Origin of the sequence: Amycolatopsis thermalba, from assembly GCF_023376025.1 — a bacterium.
GTDB lineage: Bacteria > Actinomycetota > Actinomycetes > Mycobacteriales > Pseudonocardiaceae > Amycolatopsis_E > Amycolatopsis_E thermalba.
This window is the reverse complement of sequence record NZ_CP091196.1, coordinates 5889387-5904424: the sequence shown is the minus strand read 5'-3', so window position 1 is coordinate 5904424 and position 15038 is coordinate 5889387. Positions and strand designations below refer to the sequence as shown.

At 72.0% G+C, this 15038-nt stretch carries 16 protein-coding genes; 4 read left to right on the top strand and 12 right to left on the bottom strand.

Going from position 1 to position 15038, the window contains the following annotated elements; genetic code table 11:
* Positions 1 to 23 precede the first annotated feature (23 nt).
* From L1857_RS28635 to L1857_RS28625, 3 genes are all read right to left on the bottom strand, one after another.
* Positions 24 to 779, bottom strand: a complete 756-nt coding sequence (locus L1857_RS28635; protein WP_249466820.1) for an SIR2 family NAD-dependent protein deacylase — start codon at positions 777 to 779, stop codon at positions 24 to 26.
* Between the two features lie 40 nt (positions 780 to 819).
* Positions 820 to 2040, bottom strand: coding sequence for a L,D-transpeptidase (locus L1857_RS28630; RefSeq protein WP_162831031.1), 1221 nt, complete (start codon positions 2038 to 2040; stop codon positions 820 to 822).
* A gap of 117 nt (positions 2041 to 2157) precedes the next feature.
* A complete protein-coding gene (locus tag L1857_RS28625; RefSeq protein WP_094004304.1) occupies positions 2158 to 3027 on the bottom strand; it encodes a patatin-like phospholipase family protein in 870 nt (289 codons plus the stop codon).
* Positions 3028 to 3181: 154 nt separating this feature from the next.
* Between L1857_RS28625 and L1857_RS28620 the strand changes: the two genes are divergently transcribed.
* Both L1857_RS28620 and L1857_RS28615 read left to right on the top strand, forming a co-directional pair.
* Positions 3182 to 5107, top strand: a complete 1926-nt coding sequence (locus L1857_RS28620; RefSeq protein ID WP_249466817.1) for an acyl-CoA dehydrogenase family protein — start codon at positions 3182 to 3184, stop codon at positions 5105 to 5107.
* Positions 5108 to 5126: 19 nt separating this feature from the next.
* Positions 5127 to 5834, top strand: a complete 708-nt coding sequence (locus tag L1857_RS28615; protein WP_116110502.1) for a copper homeostasis protein CutC — start codon at positions 5127 to 5129, stop codon at positions 5832 to 5834.
* 181 nt (positions 5835 to 6015) lie between these two features.
* On the opposite strand, the gene L1857_RS28610 is transcribed toward L1857_RS28615, so the two are convergent.
* The 4 genes from L1857_RS28610 to L1857_RS28595 form a co-directional block, all read right to left on the bottom strand.
* Complete coding sequence (locus L1857_RS28610; protein WP_094004307.1) at positions 6016 to 6672, bottom strand: DedA family protein; 657 nt, start codon at positions 6670 to 6672, stop codon at positions 6016 to 6018.
* A gap of 100 nt (positions 6673 to 6772) precedes the next feature.
* On the bottom strand, positions 6773 to 7774 hold the full coding sequence (lipA, locus tag L1857_RS28605; RefSeq protein WP_116110501.1) for a lipoyl synthase: 1002 nt from the start codon (positions 7772 to 7774) through the stop codon (positions 6773 to 6775).
* Between the two features lie 36 nt (positions 7775 to 7810).
* Entirely contained in the window at positions 7811 to 8755 is a 945-nt protein-coding gene (locus L1857_RS28600; RefSeq protein WP_116110500.1) for an oxidoreductase, read from the bottom strand.
* A 19-nt stretch (positions 8756 to 8774) separates the two neighbouring features.
* Positions 8775 to 9272 carry a hypothetical protein gene (locus L1857_RS28595; RefSeq protein WP_094004310.1) on the bottom strand — a complete coding sequence of 166 codons (498 nt, stop codon included), beginning with the start codon at positions 9270 to 9272 and terminating at the stop codon, positions 8775 to 8777.
* Positions 9273 to 9400: 128 nt separating this feature from the next.
* Here L1857_RS28595 and L1857_RS28590 point away from each other — a divergent pair, with 128 nt between their 5' ends.
* A complete protein-coding gene (locus L1857_RS28590; RefSeq protein WP_094004311.1) occupies positions 9401 to 9994 on the top strand; it encodes a TetR/AcrR family transcriptional regulator in 594 nt (197 codons plus the stop codon).
* Positions 9995 to 10176: 182 nt separating this feature from the next.
* Entirely contained in the window at positions 10177 to 11109 is a 933-nt protein-coding gene (locus tag L1857_RS28585; protein ID WP_116110498.1) for an LLM class F420-dependent oxidoreductase, read from the top strand.
* A gap of 28 nt (positions 11110 to 11137) precedes the next feature.
* Here L1857_RS28585 and lipB read toward each other — a convergent pair whose 3' ends face one another.
* From lipB to L1857_RS28560, 5 genes are read right to left on the bottom strand one after another with little or no spacing between them, the layout of a single operon-like run.
* Positions 11138 to 11881: a lipoyl(octanoyl) transferase LipB gene (lipB, locus tag L1857_RS28580; protein ID WP_429727963.1), complete on the bottom strand. Its 744-nt coding sequence runs from the start codon at positions 11879 to 11881 to the stop codon at positions 11138 to 11140.
* Positions 11882 to 11891: 10 nt separating this feature from the next.
* Positions 11892 to 12524: a phosphatase PAP2 family protein gene (locus L1857_RS28575; RefSeq protein WP_116110496.1), complete on the bottom strand. Its 633-nt coding sequence runs from the start codon at positions 12522 to 12524 to the stop codon at positions 11892 to 11894.
* Positions 12521 to 13399 (bottom strand): TIGR01777 family oxidoreductase, encoded by an 879-nt coding sequence (locus L1857_RS28570; protein ID WP_094004315.1) that lies wholly within the window; start codon positions 13397 to 13399, stop codon positions 12521 to 12523. The genes L1857_RS28575 and L1857_RS28570 overlap by 4 nt, the downstream gene beginning before the upstream one ends.
* A 41-nt stretch (positions 13400 to 13440) precedes the next feature.
* Positions 13441 to 13893 (bottom strand): ArsR/SmtB family transcription factor, encoded by a 453-nt coding sequence (locus L1857_RS28565; RefSeq protein ID WP_094004316.1) that lies wholly within the window; start codon positions 13891 to 13893, stop codon positions 13441 to 13443.
* Positions 13894 to 13909: 16 nt separating this feature from the next.
* Positions 13910 to 14980, bottom strand: coding sequence for a serine hydrolase (locus tag L1857_RS28560; RefSeq protein ID WP_116110494.1), 1071 nt, complete (start codon positions 14978 to 14980; stop codon positions 13910 to 13912).
* Positions 14981 to 15038 lie beyond the last annotated feature (58 nt).

Below are 15038 nucleotides of genomic sequence, written 5' to 3'. Positions count from 1 at the left end.
GATCGCCAGCCACGGCGAACCGGTCAGCGGCTGACCAGCTTCGGCAGCACCTCGCCCAGCGGTTCGCGCAGCACGACGGTCGCCACGTCGTCGTAGGGCGTCTCGGAGGCGTTCACGACGATCACCGGCGCCCCGGCGGCCGCGGCGACGTCCACCAGCCCGGCGGCCGGGTGCACGGTCAGCGAGCTGCCCAGCGCCAGCATCAGATCGCAGGTGATCGCGGCTTCCCGGGCGCGGTCCACCACCTCCGGGTCGAGCATCTGCCCGAACGACACCGTCGCGGACTTCAGGATCCCCCCGCAGACCTCGCACTCCGGATCGGACTCCCCGGCCCGCACCCGGTCCAGCGTCTCGTGCATGTCGCGGCGGTCGTCGCAGGACAGGCAGATCGTGTCGGCCATCGTGCCGTGCAGCTCGACGACCCGGTCCGGTGAGTTGCCCGCCTTCTGGTGCAGCCCGTCGATGTTCTGCGTGAGGATCGCCGACAGCCTGCCCTGCCGCTCCAGGTCCACCAGGGCCAGGTGCGCGGCGTTCGGCCGGGCCCACCAGCCCGGGTGGCCGAGCCGCGCCTGCCAGGACTGCTCGCGCACCTCGCGGCTGGCGACGTAGTCGTCGATGTGCGACAGCTTCTCCGCGGCCGGGTTCTTCGTCCACACCCCCTGCGGCCCCCGGAAGTCCGGGATGCCCGAATCGGTGGAGACGCCGGCGCCGGTGAGCGCGACGATCCGCGAAGCGCCGTCCACGAGCAGTCGCGCGTGATCGAGTTCCGGGGCGGTCATGCCCCCATCGTGCCGTCCCGGAACCGCGATCACCACCTGCTCACTTCAGCGCGCTGCCCTGCTGCCACTGCTCCCACGACAACGCCCAGTCGCCGTAGAGGTCCCACACCGGGAGCTGCTGCCCGCCGGAATTGGTCACCTCGACCACGTCGCCGAGACCCAGGTTGTGGAAGAACCACTCGGCGTTCTCGGCGTTGAGGTTGATGCACCCGTGCGAGACGTTCGAACTGCCCTGCGCGCCCACGCTGTTCGGGTTCTCGTGGACGAACTCGCCGTCGTTGGAGATGCGCTCGGACCACCTCTCGTCGGAGCTGTACCACCCCGGATCGCCCTTGCAGACCCCGTAGGTGCAGGAGTCCATGTGGTAGCTCTCGGCCTTGAACGAAATCACGTGCGGGCCGAGGTGGGTCGGGGTGGAGTCCTTGCCCATCGAGATCGGCATGGTCTTCACCACCTGGCCGTTGTGGAAGATCCGCATCTGCTCGGTGTTGCCGTCGGCCTTCGCGATCCAGGAATCGTGCACGTGGTAGGTTTCGGTGCGGTCCTCCGCGCCGTAGACGCCGTTGCCGAAATCGACACCGTAGATCTTCGCCGAAACGGTCAGCGTGGTGCCCGGCTGCCAGTACTCCTTCGGCCGGTAGTGCACGTTCTTGTCGTCGATCCAGTACCAGCTGCCCTCCTGCGGCGGATTCGACACCACCGACAGCTGTTTTTCCACGTCCGCCTTGTTCTTCACCGCGTAGGTGAACTGGAAGACGATCGGCTGGCCGACGCCGACCCCGGTCTGCGCCACCGAGGCCGGCGCCGGGATCATGTTCGGGTTGGCCTGCTTCGACGGCGACACCGTGGTCACCTGGCCCTGCTGCTCGACCGTCTTGCCGCTGCTGTCCGCGCCGTGCGCGTCGATGGCGTAGGTGCTGCCGTAGCCCAGGGGTTCCGACGAGGTCCAGGTGGTCTTGTCGGCCGAGAACTCGCCCTTCACCGTGGTGTGCTTGGCGGTGTTCTGGACGGTCACGCCGGTGAGCGTGCCGTTGGCCGCCTTCACCACGATCGGTGTGACCGGGCTGATGCTCGTCGCGTTCGCGGGCTCGATCGACACGGTCACCGCGGCCGCCTGGCTCGAACCCGCGGGCCCGGCCGTGCCGTTGTTCGAATTGCCGGAATCGCCGGAAGTGCAGGCCGGAAGAAAGAGTGCCACGGCGAGCAGTCCGGCCGCGATCGGCGCCCTGCGGGAGAAAAGTAAAGTCTTCTTGACTGTCATGTGGTCTCTTTTTGGGAAAATGGTGGGTGAGCAAGCAAAACTACCGCGCCGGATAGACGCGCCCGCACCCGGTTTGTTGTACCGGAGTGGTCCGGATCACCGCGTTTTTCCGCGGGCTCACCCGATCTTGACTCCGGGGCCGCCGTAGAGGCCCGGCCCGTCGATGGTGAGGCCGTCCAGGTAGATCCGCGCGGCCTGGTAGGCGAGGTCGGTCAGGTCTTCGGTGCGGCTGAAGTCCAACGGGCTCAGGCGGACCGGGCGCGGGCCGGGCAGGTAGACGACCGGCACCTCCGCGGCCGCGATCGGCGCCTCCAGCACGGCCTGGTTCCGCATGCTCACCATCGCGGTGTACATGAGCACCTCGGCGAACGTCTGCGGCGGCGACGGGATCTGACCGGGGAACGCGCAGTCCAGCACGACCAGCGACCGCGCGCCGAGCGTGAGGGCCTGCCGCATCGGCACGTTCGCGACCAGGCCGCCGTCGTAGAGCAGGTGCCCGTCGTGTTCGACCGGCGGGTAGATGCCCGGGATGGCCGCGCTCGCCAGCAGCGGTGGCCGCAGGTCGCCGGAGGTGAACAGCCGGGCCTCCGCGGTGTCCACCTCGGTGGCGACCACGCCCAGCGGCAGCGCCAGGTCTTCGAACCGGGTGCCCGGACCGAGGTGGTCGTCGACGATCGTGGACAGCCCGATGTTCGGGAACAGGTGGGTCTTGCTGTGCCGCAGCGTGCGGACCTGGCTGAGGACGCCGCCCGGGAAGGCCTCGTGGCGGGTCATGTGGGTCCACGTCTTGCGCAGCCGCTCGCCGGCGTCGTCCGGATCCAGCGCGAGCACCGCGCCGTTGAGCGAGCCCACGGACGTGCCGACCACCAGGTCGGGCTTGATCCCGGCCTCGCCGAGGGCACGCAGCATCCCGACCTGCATCGCCCCCAGGCTGCCGCCCCCGCCGAGCACGAACCCGACCGGGCGGGGCAGGTCGACCTCGGGCATCGGACCACCTCCACTCGCATGGTGCTCCGCGTTCCCCGGCGTCGCCATCGGAGGTCAGGTGGCGTTCACCACCTCGGGCAAGGGGCTTCCCTTCCGCACTACCAGCGAGTAACACTGGTCACAAACCATTGACGGCGTAGCGCGGAGGTGTCCGGTGGCTGATCAGCCGAAGGTGACGGAGAAGGAAGCCCGCGCGGTCGCCGAGGAGGCCCGGGAAAGCGGCTGGCGCAAGCCGTCGTTCGCCAAGGAGCTGTACCTCGGCCGCTTCCGGCTCGACCTCGTCCACCCGCACCCGCGTGCCGAACCGGCCGCCGCGGCGAAGGCCGAGCAGTTCCTCACCCGCCTGCGCGAGTACGCCGAGACCCTCGACGGCACGGTGATCGAACGCGAGTCGCGCATCCCCGACGAGTACGTGAAGGGCCTGGCCGAGCTGGGCTGCTTCGGCATCAAGATCCCCGAGGAGTACGGCGGGCTCGGGCTGTCCCAGGTCGCCTACAACCGCGCGCTCGCGCTGCTCGGCTCGGTCCACCCGACGCTGGGCGTGCTGCTGTCGGCGCACCAGTCGATCGGCGTGCCGGAACCGCTCAAGCTGGCCGGCACGCCCGAGCAGAAGGCGAAGTTCCTGCCGCGCTGCGCGAAGGGTGCGGTCACCGCCTTCCTGCTCACCGAACCCGACGTCGGCTCCGACCCGGCGCGCCTGGCCACCACCGCGACCCCGACCGAGGACGGCGGCTACCTGCTCGACGGCGTCAAGCTGTGGACCACCAACGGGGTCGTCGCCGAGCTGGTCGTCGTCATGGCGCGCGTGCCGCGCAGCGAGGGGCACCCGGGCGGGATCACCGCGTTCATCGTCGAGATGGACTCGCCCGGCATCACCGTCGAGCGGCGCAACGCGTTCATGGGCCTGCGCGGTATCGAGAACGGCGTCACCCGCTTCCACCAGGTCCGGGTGCCCGCGGACGCGGTCGTCGGCGGCGAGGGCAAGGGGCTGAAGATCGCGCTGGCGACGCTGAACACCGGCCGGCTGTCGATCCCGTCGATGTGCGCGGGCGCGGGCAAGTGGTGCCTCAAGATCGCCCGCGAGTGGTCCGCGGCGCGCGTGCAGTGGGGCAAGCCGATCGCCGGGCACGCCGCGGTGGCGAACAAGATCTCGTTCATCGCCGCGACCACGTACGCGCTGGAGAGCGTGCAGGAGCTGTCCGGCCACATGAGCGACGAGGGCCGCAACGACATCCGCATCGAGGCGGCGCTGGCGAAGCTCTACGCCAGCGAGATGTCCTGCAAGATCGCCGACGAGCTGATGCAGATCCGCGGCGGCCGCGGGTACGAGACCGCCCAGTCGCTGGCCGCGCGCGGGGAACGCGCGGCCGGCGTCGAGCAGCTGGTGCGCGACCTGCGGATCAACCGGATCTTCGAGGGTTCCACCGAGATCATGCACCTGCTCATCGCGCGGGAAGCGGTCGACGCGCACCTGGCCGCCGCCGGGGCGCTCGCCGACCTGGAGGCGGACCTGCCCGCCAAGGCCAAGGCCGCCGCCAAGGCCAGCGGGTTCTACGCGAAGTGGCTGCCGCAGCTGGTCACCGGCCGCGGCCAGGTGCCCACGTCGTTCGCCGAGTTCGGGCAGCTCGCGCCGCATCTGCGCTACATCGAGCGCACGGCGCGCAAGCTGGCGCGGTCGACGTTCTACGGGATGGCGCGCTGGCAGGCCGGGCTGGAGAAGCGGCAGGGCTTCCTGGGCCGGATCGTCGACATCGGCGCCGAGCTGTTCGCCATGTCCGCGGCGTGCGTGCGGGCGGAGATGCAGCGCGAGGACGACGTGCGGGAGGGCGAGGCCGCCTACGAGCTGGCCGACGTGTTCTGCCGTCAGGCGCGGGTGCGGATCGAGGTGCTGTTCGAGGGCCTGTGGCGCAACACCGACGACGCCGACCGCCGGCTCACCGACCGGGTCCTGGACGGCGCCTACACCTGGCTCGAGGAGGGTGTGCTGGACCCGAGCGAGGGCACCGGGCCGTGGATCGCCGACTGGCGGGCGGGAGCGTCCACCGAGGACAACGTCGCGCGGCGGTACGCGACCGGCTGAGCCGTGGTACTACTCGGCGATGGCCTTCGTCGAGCTGAGCACGGACACGGTGGATGGTGCGATCGCCGCGGACCGGCTCGGCGCGGACCGCGTCGAGCTGTGTGCCGCCGGGGCGCTCGGCGGACTGACGCCCGGCCCCGGGCTGCTCGCGGCCACGCTGGCCCGCTGCGCGCGGGCCGAGGTGCACGTGCTGATCCGCCCGCGGGACGGCGGGTTCCGCTACGCGCCGGCCGAGGTGGACGCCATGCTCGCCGACGTCCGGCACGCGGTCGCGGCCGGGGCGCCGGGGGTGGTGGTCGGGGCGCTGACCGCGGCCGGCGAGGTCGACCGGGGCGTGGTCGGGGAGCTGGTGGCCGCCGCGGACGGCCGCGAGGTGACGTTCCACCGGGCGATCGACGTGTGCGCGGACCCGCTCGCGGCGCTGGAGGTGCTGGCGGAGCTGGGCGTGCGGCGCGTGCTCAGCTCCGGTCAGGCCAGGACCGCGGTGGAGGGTGCGCCGGTGCTGGGGCGGATGGCGGCGGCCGCCGGGGACCGGCTGACGGTGATGGCGTGCGGCGGGATCCGCCCGCACAACGTCCGCCAGGTGCTCGACGCCACCAGGGTCCGGCACGTGCACGCCGCACCCCGCCGCCCGGCCGAACCGACGCCGACGACGACCGTGGACTTCGGTGTGCACGCGACGCTCGACGTGGCCGCGGCGAAGGCGCTGATCGCCGCCGCCCGCTGACCGCACACGAGCGCAGAACTCGCGCGCCGCAACGCAGAACTCGCGCGCCGGAGCGTGGGACTCGCGCGCCGGAGCGTGGGACTCGCGGCTGCCGCGAGTTCCACGCTCGTGACCGCGAGTCCCACGCTCGGGGAGGTGAGTTCTGCGTTCGGGGAGGTGAGTTCTGCGTTCGTGCGCTGCCTCACTCGGCCTTGCTGGGCTCCGTGGTGCGCTGCTCGAGCTTGCCCATCGCCTTTTTCTTCTTCCACCGCAGCAGGAAGAACACGCCCACCGCGACCAGGACGCCGACCACGATCAGGCCGCCGGTGTTCAGCATGCCCTCGATGCGCTTGGCCGCCTCGCCCATGGCGGCGCCCAGGCTGATGTGCAGCAGCGACCAGCTGATCGCGCCCGCGGCCGCGGCCGGCAGGAACTTCCGGAACTCCAGGCCGGAAGTGCCCGCCGCGGCCGGGGTCAGCGTCCGGATCACCGGCAGGAACCGCGCGAAGAACACCGCCCACGCGCCTCTGCGGTGCAGCACGTCGGTCGCCTTGTCCCAGGCGTCGGTGCCGTACTTCTGGATCAGCTTGGTCTCCCGCAGCCGCGGCCCGAACCTCCGCCCGATCGCGTACCCGAGCGAGTCGCCGAGGGTGGCGCACACCGACACCACCGCCCACAGGATCAGGAACCGCGGCGCGGTGTTGGCCGTGGTCGCGGCGACCAGCAGTCCCGACTCGCCCGGGGCGATGAAACCCAGCCCGATCGTGCACTCGGCGAACACGAGCGCGCCCGTCGCGCCGACCAACGCCGGCTGCGGTAGTGCCTGCAGCCATTCCAGGATGTCGGTTACCAACGCCACGTGCGATTCCCCTGTCCGTTACGCCCCTGCTGACCCCTTCAAACTACCGTGCACGGTATCGGGCCCGCGGCGCACTTTCGTCAGGGAATTCCCCCGACTTTCAGCGCGTCAGGAGGCTGCTGGCCTCCTGCGCGGCGGGCCCGGCCTCGGCCAGGTGGGCCAGGTTTTCCGGCAGCTCCTCGCCGCGGTGCCGCTTGGTCTGGGCGTACAGCCGGCCGGCCCGGTAGGACGAGCGGACCAGCGGCCCGGCCATCACCCCGGCGAACCCGAGGCCCTCGGCGACCTTGGCGTGCTCGACGAACTCCTCCGGCTTGACCCACCGGTCCACCGGGTGGTGCCGCACCGACGGGCGCAGGTACTGGGTGATCGTCAGGATCTCGCAGCCCGCGTTCACCAGGTCGCGCATCGCCGGCTCGACCTCCTCGGGGGTTTCCCCCATGCCGAGGATCAGGTTCGACTTGGTGACCAGCCCGGCCTCGCGGGCGCGGGTGATGACCTCCAGCGACCGCGCGTAGCGGAAGCCGGGGCGGATGCGCTTGAAGATCCGCGGCACGGTCTCGACGTTGTGCGCGAGCACCTCGGGCGCGGAGCCGAACACCTCGGCCAGCTGGCCGGGGTCGGCGTTGAAGTCCGGGATCAGCAGCTCGACGCCGGTGCCCGGGTTGAGCGCGTGGATCTGGCGGACGGTCTCGGCGTACAGCCACGCGCCGCCGTCTTCGAGGTCGTCGCGGGCGACACCGGTGACGGTCGAGTAGCGCAGGCCCATCGCCTGAACGCTTTCGGCGACCCGGCGCGGCTCCTCGCGGTCCAGCGCGGCCGGCTTGCCGGTGTCGATCTGGCAGAAGTCGCAGCGGCGGGTGCACTGGTCACCGCCGATGAGGAACGTCGCCTCGCGGTCCTCCCAGCACTCGTAGATGTTGGGACAGCCCGCCTCTTCGCAGACCGTGTGCAGGCCCTCCCGGCGGACCAGGCCTTTGAGCTCGGTGAACTCCGGCCCCATCTTCGCGCGGGTCTTGATCCAGGACGGCTTCTTCTCGATCGGGGTTTCACTGTTGCGGACCTCGAGCCGCAGCAGTTTCCGACCTTCAGGCACAACAGTCACGCGCCCCAGCGTACGCTCTCGGCAGGGGGCGACGACCTACGCTGGGTCGGGGGTCACGCTGGTCAGTTTGGCCGTCAGCTCCCACAGCTTGCGGCCGGTCTCGCGGTCCAGCGCGGGGCGCAGCGGCGGCACCACGGTGGGGTTGCCGCGGATGCCGCGGAACAGGCGCGGGCCGATGTAGTCACCGCCGTTGACGTCCGGCGCGGTGGCCGCGATCAGTGACGGCAGCGCGCCCGTCCGGACACCCTGCGCGATGAGCAGGTCACCCAGGAAGGTCACCCCGCCGACGATCGCGCGCACGACCGGGTGGCCCTGCGCGTTGGCCATGTTCGAGTTCAGGCTGGTCGCCGTGTAGCCGGGGTGGGCGGCCACGCTGATCACGTCGTCACCGGCGGCGCGCAGGCGGCGGTCCAGTTCGAGCGCGAAGATCTGGTTGGCGATCTTCGACTGCGCGTACGCCGCGGCCGGGTTGTAGCGCCGGTGCTCGAAGCCGGGATCGTCGAAGTCGACGCGGCCACCGGTGGCGGCGAGGCTGGACAGCGTCACCACCCGGGCGTCCGTGCCGCGCCGCAGGGCGGGCATGAGCAGCCAGGTCAGTGCCGCGTGCCCCAGGTGGTTGGTGCCGAACTGCAGCTCGAAACCGTCCTTGGTGCGGCTCTTGGGCGCGGCCATCAGGCCGGCGTTGTTGATCAGGACGTCGAGCCTGCCGCTGGTGATCTCCTCGGTGCGCTGCGCGGCCGCGCGCACCGACGCGAGGTCGGCCAGGTCCAGGGAGATCAGTTCGGGGGCGACCGCCGCGGCCGCGGAAACGGTGCGCAGCGCCTGCTCACCGCGTTCCGGGTTGCGGCAGGCGATCAGCACGCGCGCGCCCTTGGCGGCCAGCACGAGGGAGGTTTGCAGACCGAGGCCGGAGTTCGCGCCGGTGACGAGCACCGTGCGGCCCGTCTGGTCGGGGATGTCGGCCTCGGTCCAGGTTTTCATGCCCGGATACTAGGGAAGATCACGCGCTCGGGGCCAGCATCCGCAGCAGGCGGTTGAACGGCCGCGCGGGACGCAGGCCGGGGCCCTCGGTCAGCAGGGCCTCGAAGGCGGCGCCGACCTTGGCCACCTCCTCCACCGGCTCGTCCGGCTCGGCCAGCCCGGCCGCGACGGCGAGCATCGCCTGCTCGGCGCGGTGCGCGGTCTTCAGCGCGGGGTAGGAGTCCCGGTGGGTGGCGACGACCTCGTAGAGCGCGCGGTTGCGCCGCACGGCAGCGGTGAACGCCCGCTTGACCGCGTCCACGTGGTCGTCCTCGCCCTCGGTCTGGGCACGCAGGTGACCGCTGAGCAGCTGGGTCCAGCGGTAGTGCAGCGCGGCCATGAGGTTCTCGCGCGTGCCGAAGGCCTGCTCGGCTCCGGGGATCTCCTCGAAGGGCAGCGGGCCTCGCGGGTCGCGGGCCGCCGCGGTCAGGACGGCGTCCAGGATGTCGCGCCGCCGGTAGAAGTCGTTCCAGCTCATGGGTCCTCCACTGTTGTGACCCCGGCCATACTCTGGGTTTGAAGCATACTGTCGGTATGGTGCCGACACAGTGAACATACCACGGGTATGGAAACGGAAACCGGCGTAAGCTTGTGAGCGTGGTGACAATGCGGTCCAGGCGTCTCGACTATTCGGAGTCCACGCGGTCGGCCCTGGTGAACAGCGCGGTGGAGCTGTTCACCAAACGGGGCTACGCGAGCACTTCGCTCGATGAGGTCGCCAAGCGCGCCCGCGTCACCAAGGGTGCCCTGTATCACCATTTCAGTGGAAAGCAGGCGCTCTTCGAAGCGGCGTTCGAGAAGGTCGAGAGCCGGGTCTTCGGGCGCCTGGAAGAGATCATGGGCGGCAGCGGCACGCCGTGGGAGCGGGCGCTGGCCGGGCTGCGCGAGTTCATCTCCAGCTGCCTCGACCCGGCCTACCAGCGCATCGCGATCCACGAGGCGCCGGTGGTGATGGGCTGGGAGCGCTGGCGGGAGGCCGAGGACAGGGCGAGCTTCGGGCTGATCCGGTCGAGCCTGGAGGACCTGATCGAGGCGGGCGAGGTGGACGAGGTCCCGGTCGAGATCACCGCGCGGCTGCTGTTCGGAGCCCTGCACAGCGCGGCGACCGAGATCGCGAGCTCACCGGACCCGAAGAAGGTCGGCGCCCAGATCGAAGCGGTGATCGTGCAGCTGCTGCACCGGGTTCGGCGCACCGCCTAGCCTTTGCGTCGCGCCGCCATGCTTGCACCGCCGCGGGTTCTGAGGTGGTTCCTCGCGAGGACAGCGCCGACGTGGTGAACTGGCGTTCATGAGGAGGCGATCCCACAGCGAGGGGCCGCCTCAGGTTCCGCCACCCGCACCGCCACGCAAGCCGTTCACCGGATATTCCTTAGGGTGGGCTCGTGGACCTTCGGATTTTCACTGAGCCCCAGCAGGGCGCGAGCTACGACGATCTCCTGCGCGTCGCCAAGGCGACCGAGGACAACGGCTTCGACGCCTTCTTCCGTTCCGACCACTTCCTGAAGATGGGTTCCGCCTCCGGGCTGCCCGGCCCGACCGACGCGTGGGTGACCCTCGGCGCGCTGGCCCGCGAGACCTCCCGCATCCGGCTGGGCACGCTGGTCACCGCCGCCACCTTCCGCCACCCGTCGGTGCTGGCGATCTCCGTGGCGCAGGTCGACCAGATGTCCGGCGGCCGCGTCGACTTCGGTCTCGGCTCCGGCTGGTACGACGCCGAGCACCAGGCCTACGGCATCCCGATGCCGGAGATCAAGGAGCGCTTCGACCTCTACGCCGAGCAGCTGGAGATCATCACCGGCCTGTGGGAGACCCCCGAGGGCGAGACGTTCTCCTTCGACGGCAAGCACTACCAGCTCGCCGACGCGCCCGGGCTGCCCAAGCCGGCCCAGTCGCCGCGCCCGCCGGTGATCATCGGCGGCGGCGGCAAGAAGCGCACCCCGGCGCTGGCCGCGCGCTTCGCCAACGAGTTCAACGTCGCGTTCGTCGACTCGGCCACCGGCGCCGCCCAGTTCGAGCGCGTCGACGCCGCCTGCCGCGAGATCGGCCGCGACCCCCAGGAGATCATCCGGTCCGCGGCGCAGGTGGTGGCCGTCGGCAAGGACGCCGCCGAGTTCGCCCGCCGCGCCGCCGCGATCGGCCGCGAGACCGGCGAGGTGAAGCAGAACGGCCTGGCCGGCACCGTCGACGAGGTGGTCGACAAGATCGGCCGCTACCGCGAGGCCACCGGCGTCACCCGGCTGTACCTGCAGGTCCTGGACCTGTCCGACCTGGACCACCTCGAGCTGATCGCGTCGAAGGTCGCCCCGCAGCTGTGACCGCGCGTCCTCCGGCCCCGGGCGCGGCTCAGGGCCGGAGGGCGAACGTCACGCCCGGCGCGGCGGGCGCCGAGTCCTCGCGCCGCAGCCACCGGTCGTCCGACACCGCCAGCTCGCCGTCCAGCGCGGCCAGCACCGCGTCGCGGGCCAGGGGCAGCGCCTCGGCGACCGGGACGTCCCGCTCCAGCTCGAACGACAGCGACGTCACGCCGGCGTCCCGGATCCCGCACGGCACGATCTTGTCGAACGCGGTCAGGTCGGCGTTGCAGTTCAGCTCGAAGCCGTGCATCGTCACGCCGCGCTGCACGCGGATGCCGATGGCCGCGATCTTGCGCTCCGGCCCGCGCTCGTCGGCGGGCACCCACACGCCGCTGCGGCCCTCGACCCGTCCGGTGTAGACACCGAACTGGTCGCACACCCGGATCAGCGCCTCCTCCAGGCGACGCACGTAGTGCACGACGTCGATCGGGTCGCCCAGCTTCACGATCGGGTAGCCGACCAGCTGTCCCGGCCCGTGCCAGGTGATCTTGCCGCCGCGGTCGACGTCGATCACCGGCGTGCCGTCGGTGGGCCGGTCGGACTCCTCCGTGCGCTTGCCCGCGGTGTAGACCGAGGGGTGCTCCAGCAGCAGGAGCGTGTCCGACGCCTCTTCGCACTCCGCCCGCGCGGTCGCCAGCTCCCGCTGCAGCTCCCAGGCTTGCAGGTAGTCGATGGTGCCGACGTTCTTGACGGTGACGGGGGCGCCGGCGGCGCGGCAGGACTGTGGACTCACGTCTGGCAGGTTACGCCGCCCGCGCCGGCGACGGCACGGGCTGTGGCGGGAGCAACCGCACCGCCCAGCCGGTGACGAACCCGACGCCCAGCACGCCGAGGACGGCGCCGATGGTGTCGCTGACCCAGTGCACCCCGAGCACCACCCGGCTGGCCGCGCACAGCACGATCGCGATCGAGAAGAACACCACGACCCACTTCGTCAGCTTCGGCGCCAGCCACAGGCACAGCAGCGTCGCCGCGAGGCCGGTGCTGGAGATCGACACCACGTGCCCGCTGGGGTAGCTGAACTCCGGGTACTCGCGCGGCCGGTCACGGTCGAACAGCGGTTTGAACACCACGCTCACCAGCCGGGTCGTGGCGAGCACGGCCAGCACCCGCAGGCCGACGCCGGCCTGGTAGCGCATGCCGCGGCGCCAGCACACCAGGATCCCGATGGCCAGCGCGATCGCGAACGTCGCGGGCACGACCGGCCCGAACACGTCGCTGACGATCTGCGCCACCCGGCCCGGGGTGTCCCGCCACCAGCCCTGCACCAGGCCCGCCACGGCCCGGTCGACGGCGTACGGCGGCCGGGCGACGGCCACGCCCAGCCCGAGGAACAGGACGAAGAACGCGCCGCCGAGCGGGAGCCACCTGGTCACAGGGCCACCGCCAGTGCGCCCTCCAGGTCGGTGTGCACGAACGTGAACCCGGCCTTCTCCAGTACCGCGGGGACCGCGCGCTGCGAGATCAGCGCCATCTCGTCGGCCACCTCGCCGAGCGCGGCGCGCAGCGCGAAACCGGGCACCCACCACGGCGCCGGCCGACGCAGCGCGTGCCCGAGCGCGCGGGTGAACTCGGCGTTGGTCGCCGGTTCCGGGTTGCACAGGTTCACCGGGCCGGACAGCGTCTCGTGTTCGAGGAGGAACCGCACCGCGGCCACGTGGTCACGCAGGCTGATCCACGGCATGTACTGCCCGCCGTCGCCGAGCCGCCCGCCCAGGCCGAGCCAGAACAGCGGCTTCAGCGGCCCGATCAGGCCGCCCTTCGCGAGCACCAGGCCGGTGCGCAGGTTGACCACGCGGGAACCGGCCTCGGCCGCGGGTGCCGTCGCCTCCTCCCACGCCTCGCACAGCTCGGCCAGGAAGCCGTCGCCCCGCGGCGAGTCCTCGGTGACGACCGTGTCGCCGGTGTCGCCGTAGTAGCCGACGCCGGAGGCGTTCACCAGCGCCGGGATCCGGTACTCGGCGACCGCTTCGGCGAGGACCTCGGTCGGCTCGACGCGGCTGTCCCGGATCATCTGCTTGCGGGCCGCGCTCCACCGCAGTCCCATCGGCGAGCCGCACAGGTTGACGACGGTGCTGACGTCCTCGAAGGCGCGGTCGTCGATCCGCCCGGCCGGCGGGTCCCACGAGTGTTCGTCCGCGGCCCGGGCCGGGCGCCGCACCAGGCGGCGCACGTCGTGCCCGGAGTCGCGCAGCGCGGCGACGAGCGCCGAGCCGAGGAGCCCGCTGGAGCCGGCGATCAGTACTCGCATACCCCGATGGTTGCGCACGCCGCCGGTTCGCGCACGTTCCCTCACCGCAGTTGCCCGGCGACGTCGGCGGCCGCGGTCAGCAGCACGAGTACCGGGATCGTGGCGCGGGCGGGCAACCGGTAGCTGCCGCGCTTGTCCGGCTCGACGATCCCGGCGCCGGTGAGTGCTTTGAGGTGGTGGTAGAGCTGCCCGGTCGAGCCGAGGCCGGCGGCTTCCTGGAGGGCGGCGGCCGGCTGCGGCCCGCTCGCGGCCAGCGCCCGCACGATCGCCAGGCGCGCCGGATTGCCCAGCGCCGCCAGGACTTCCGCGCGCGGACCGTCGTCCAGGGCCAGCGCGCGGGCCGGGGTGACGGTGATCTCCCACTCGAGTTCGAGCGGCTCCTCGGTGCGGCCGCGGTAAGCGACCACACCGGTCCCGTCCGCCCTGGCGCCGCTTTCCAGCGCGGCCACCCGGCGTTCCAGGTCCGCCAGACGGTTGAGCACGTCGTCGTTCACGGACCCAGCATGACGGTCAGCCGCGCAGTGCCCGCGCGAACCCGTCGAAACCCTCCCGCGTGGACAGTGCGGCGAGCCCGGCGCGCACGAACGGCCCCTGGTGGGCGAAATCCACGTCGGCCACGTCGTCGAGCAGGAGCGCGAGGGTCGCGGCGCGTCCGCCCGGCCACCGCACGGTCATCCCGGCGGTCAGCACGCGCGGCAGGCTGCCGCCCTTGAACGCGACCGCCGCGGCGCCGGGCGGGACGAGCGCGGCGAAGGGCTCCTCCAGGTGCCGCCGCACGACGGTCTCGCCGAAGCGTCCGGCCGCGAGCGCGCGGTGCATCGCGAACAGCCCGGCCGCGCTCCCGCGCCCGTGCCCGCGCGTCCAGGCCACCTGGGCGTCGGCACCCGGCGCGGTCTGGAAGCGGGCGAGCACCTCGTCCCGGAACGCCGGCTCGGTGGCGAACCGGCGCGCCAGCCGGTCGCCCGCGGCGGGCCGCAGCGCGGGGGAGCGCGGGAGGAACTCGGGGAACAGCAGCAGGAGCACCTCGCCGCAGAACGACCGGAGGTCGGGCCGGAGCCAGCCGCCGCGGGCGGCCGCGGCGGTCAGGGCCCGGTCGCCGAGGCGGTCGCGCAGGTAGTCGGCCGCGGCGTTGTCGCTGAAGACGATCATCGCGCGGGCCAGCCGGTCCAGCGGGACCGTCGCGTCCGGGTCGAGCGCGTTGCCCCGGTCCGTGTGCGGGATGCCGAGTTCCCGGAGGGCGGACAGGTGGGCGCCGCCGTCGCCGCCGAACGGGTAGAACGCCTCCCAGTCGCCGAGCAGCACCGGCTCGTCCGGGTTCAGGCCATGCTCGACCGCGGCGGCGTAGGCGGCGAGGTGCACGACCTTGATCGTGGACGCCAGGACCTGCTGGGCGTGCGGCCGGTGCGCCACCCGGCGCCCGTCGGCGTCCACGGCCAAGGCGCCGACCTGGTCGCGGTGCCGGGCGATCCAATCGAACCAGCCCTGCGGGGTGGACGTGTCGGCGACCGCGGTCGCGGGCACGGCGAGCGTGGCCGCGCCGGCGAGTGCCGCGGAGCCGAGCAGCGTGCGCCGGGAAAGCACGAAGACCCTCTCCTCCAGTTTTCCGTAATTACGGAATACCGGCGGAGGGGGTCCCCGG

Coding starts and splice junctions, on each gene's coding strand:
- L1857_RS28590 (WP_094004311.1), top strand. CDS start 9,401: ATGCGGTCCAGGCGTCTCGACTATTCGGAGTCCACGCGGTCGGCCCTG.
- L1857_RS28625 (WP_094004304.1), bottom strand. CDS start 3,027: ATGCCCGAGGTCGACCTGCCCCGCCCGGTCGGGTTCGTGCTCGGCGGG.
- L1857_RS28615 (WP_116110502.1), top strand. CDS start 5,127: ATGGCCTTCGTCGAGCTGAGCACGGACACGGTGGATGGTGCGATCGCC.
- L1857_RS28570 (WP_094004315.1), bottom strand. CDS start 13,399: ATGCGAGTACTGATCGCCGGCTCCAGCGGGCTCCTCGGCTCGGCGCTC.
- L1857_RS28595 (WP_094004310.1), bottom strand. CDS start 9,272: ATGAGCTGGAACGACTTCTACCGGCGGCGCGACATCCTGGACGCCGTC.
- L1857_RS28630 (WP_162831031.1), bottom strand. CDS start 2,040: ATGACAGTCAAGAAGACTTTACTTTTCTCCCGCAGGGCGCCGATCGCG.
- L1857_RS28600 (WP_116110500.1), bottom strand. CDS start 8,755: ATGAAAACCTGGACCGAGGCCGACATCCCCGACCAGACGGGCCGCACG.
- L1857_RS28635 (WP_249466820.1), bottom strand. CDS start 779: ATGACCGCCCCGGAACTCGATCACGCGCGACTGCTCGTGGACGGCGCT.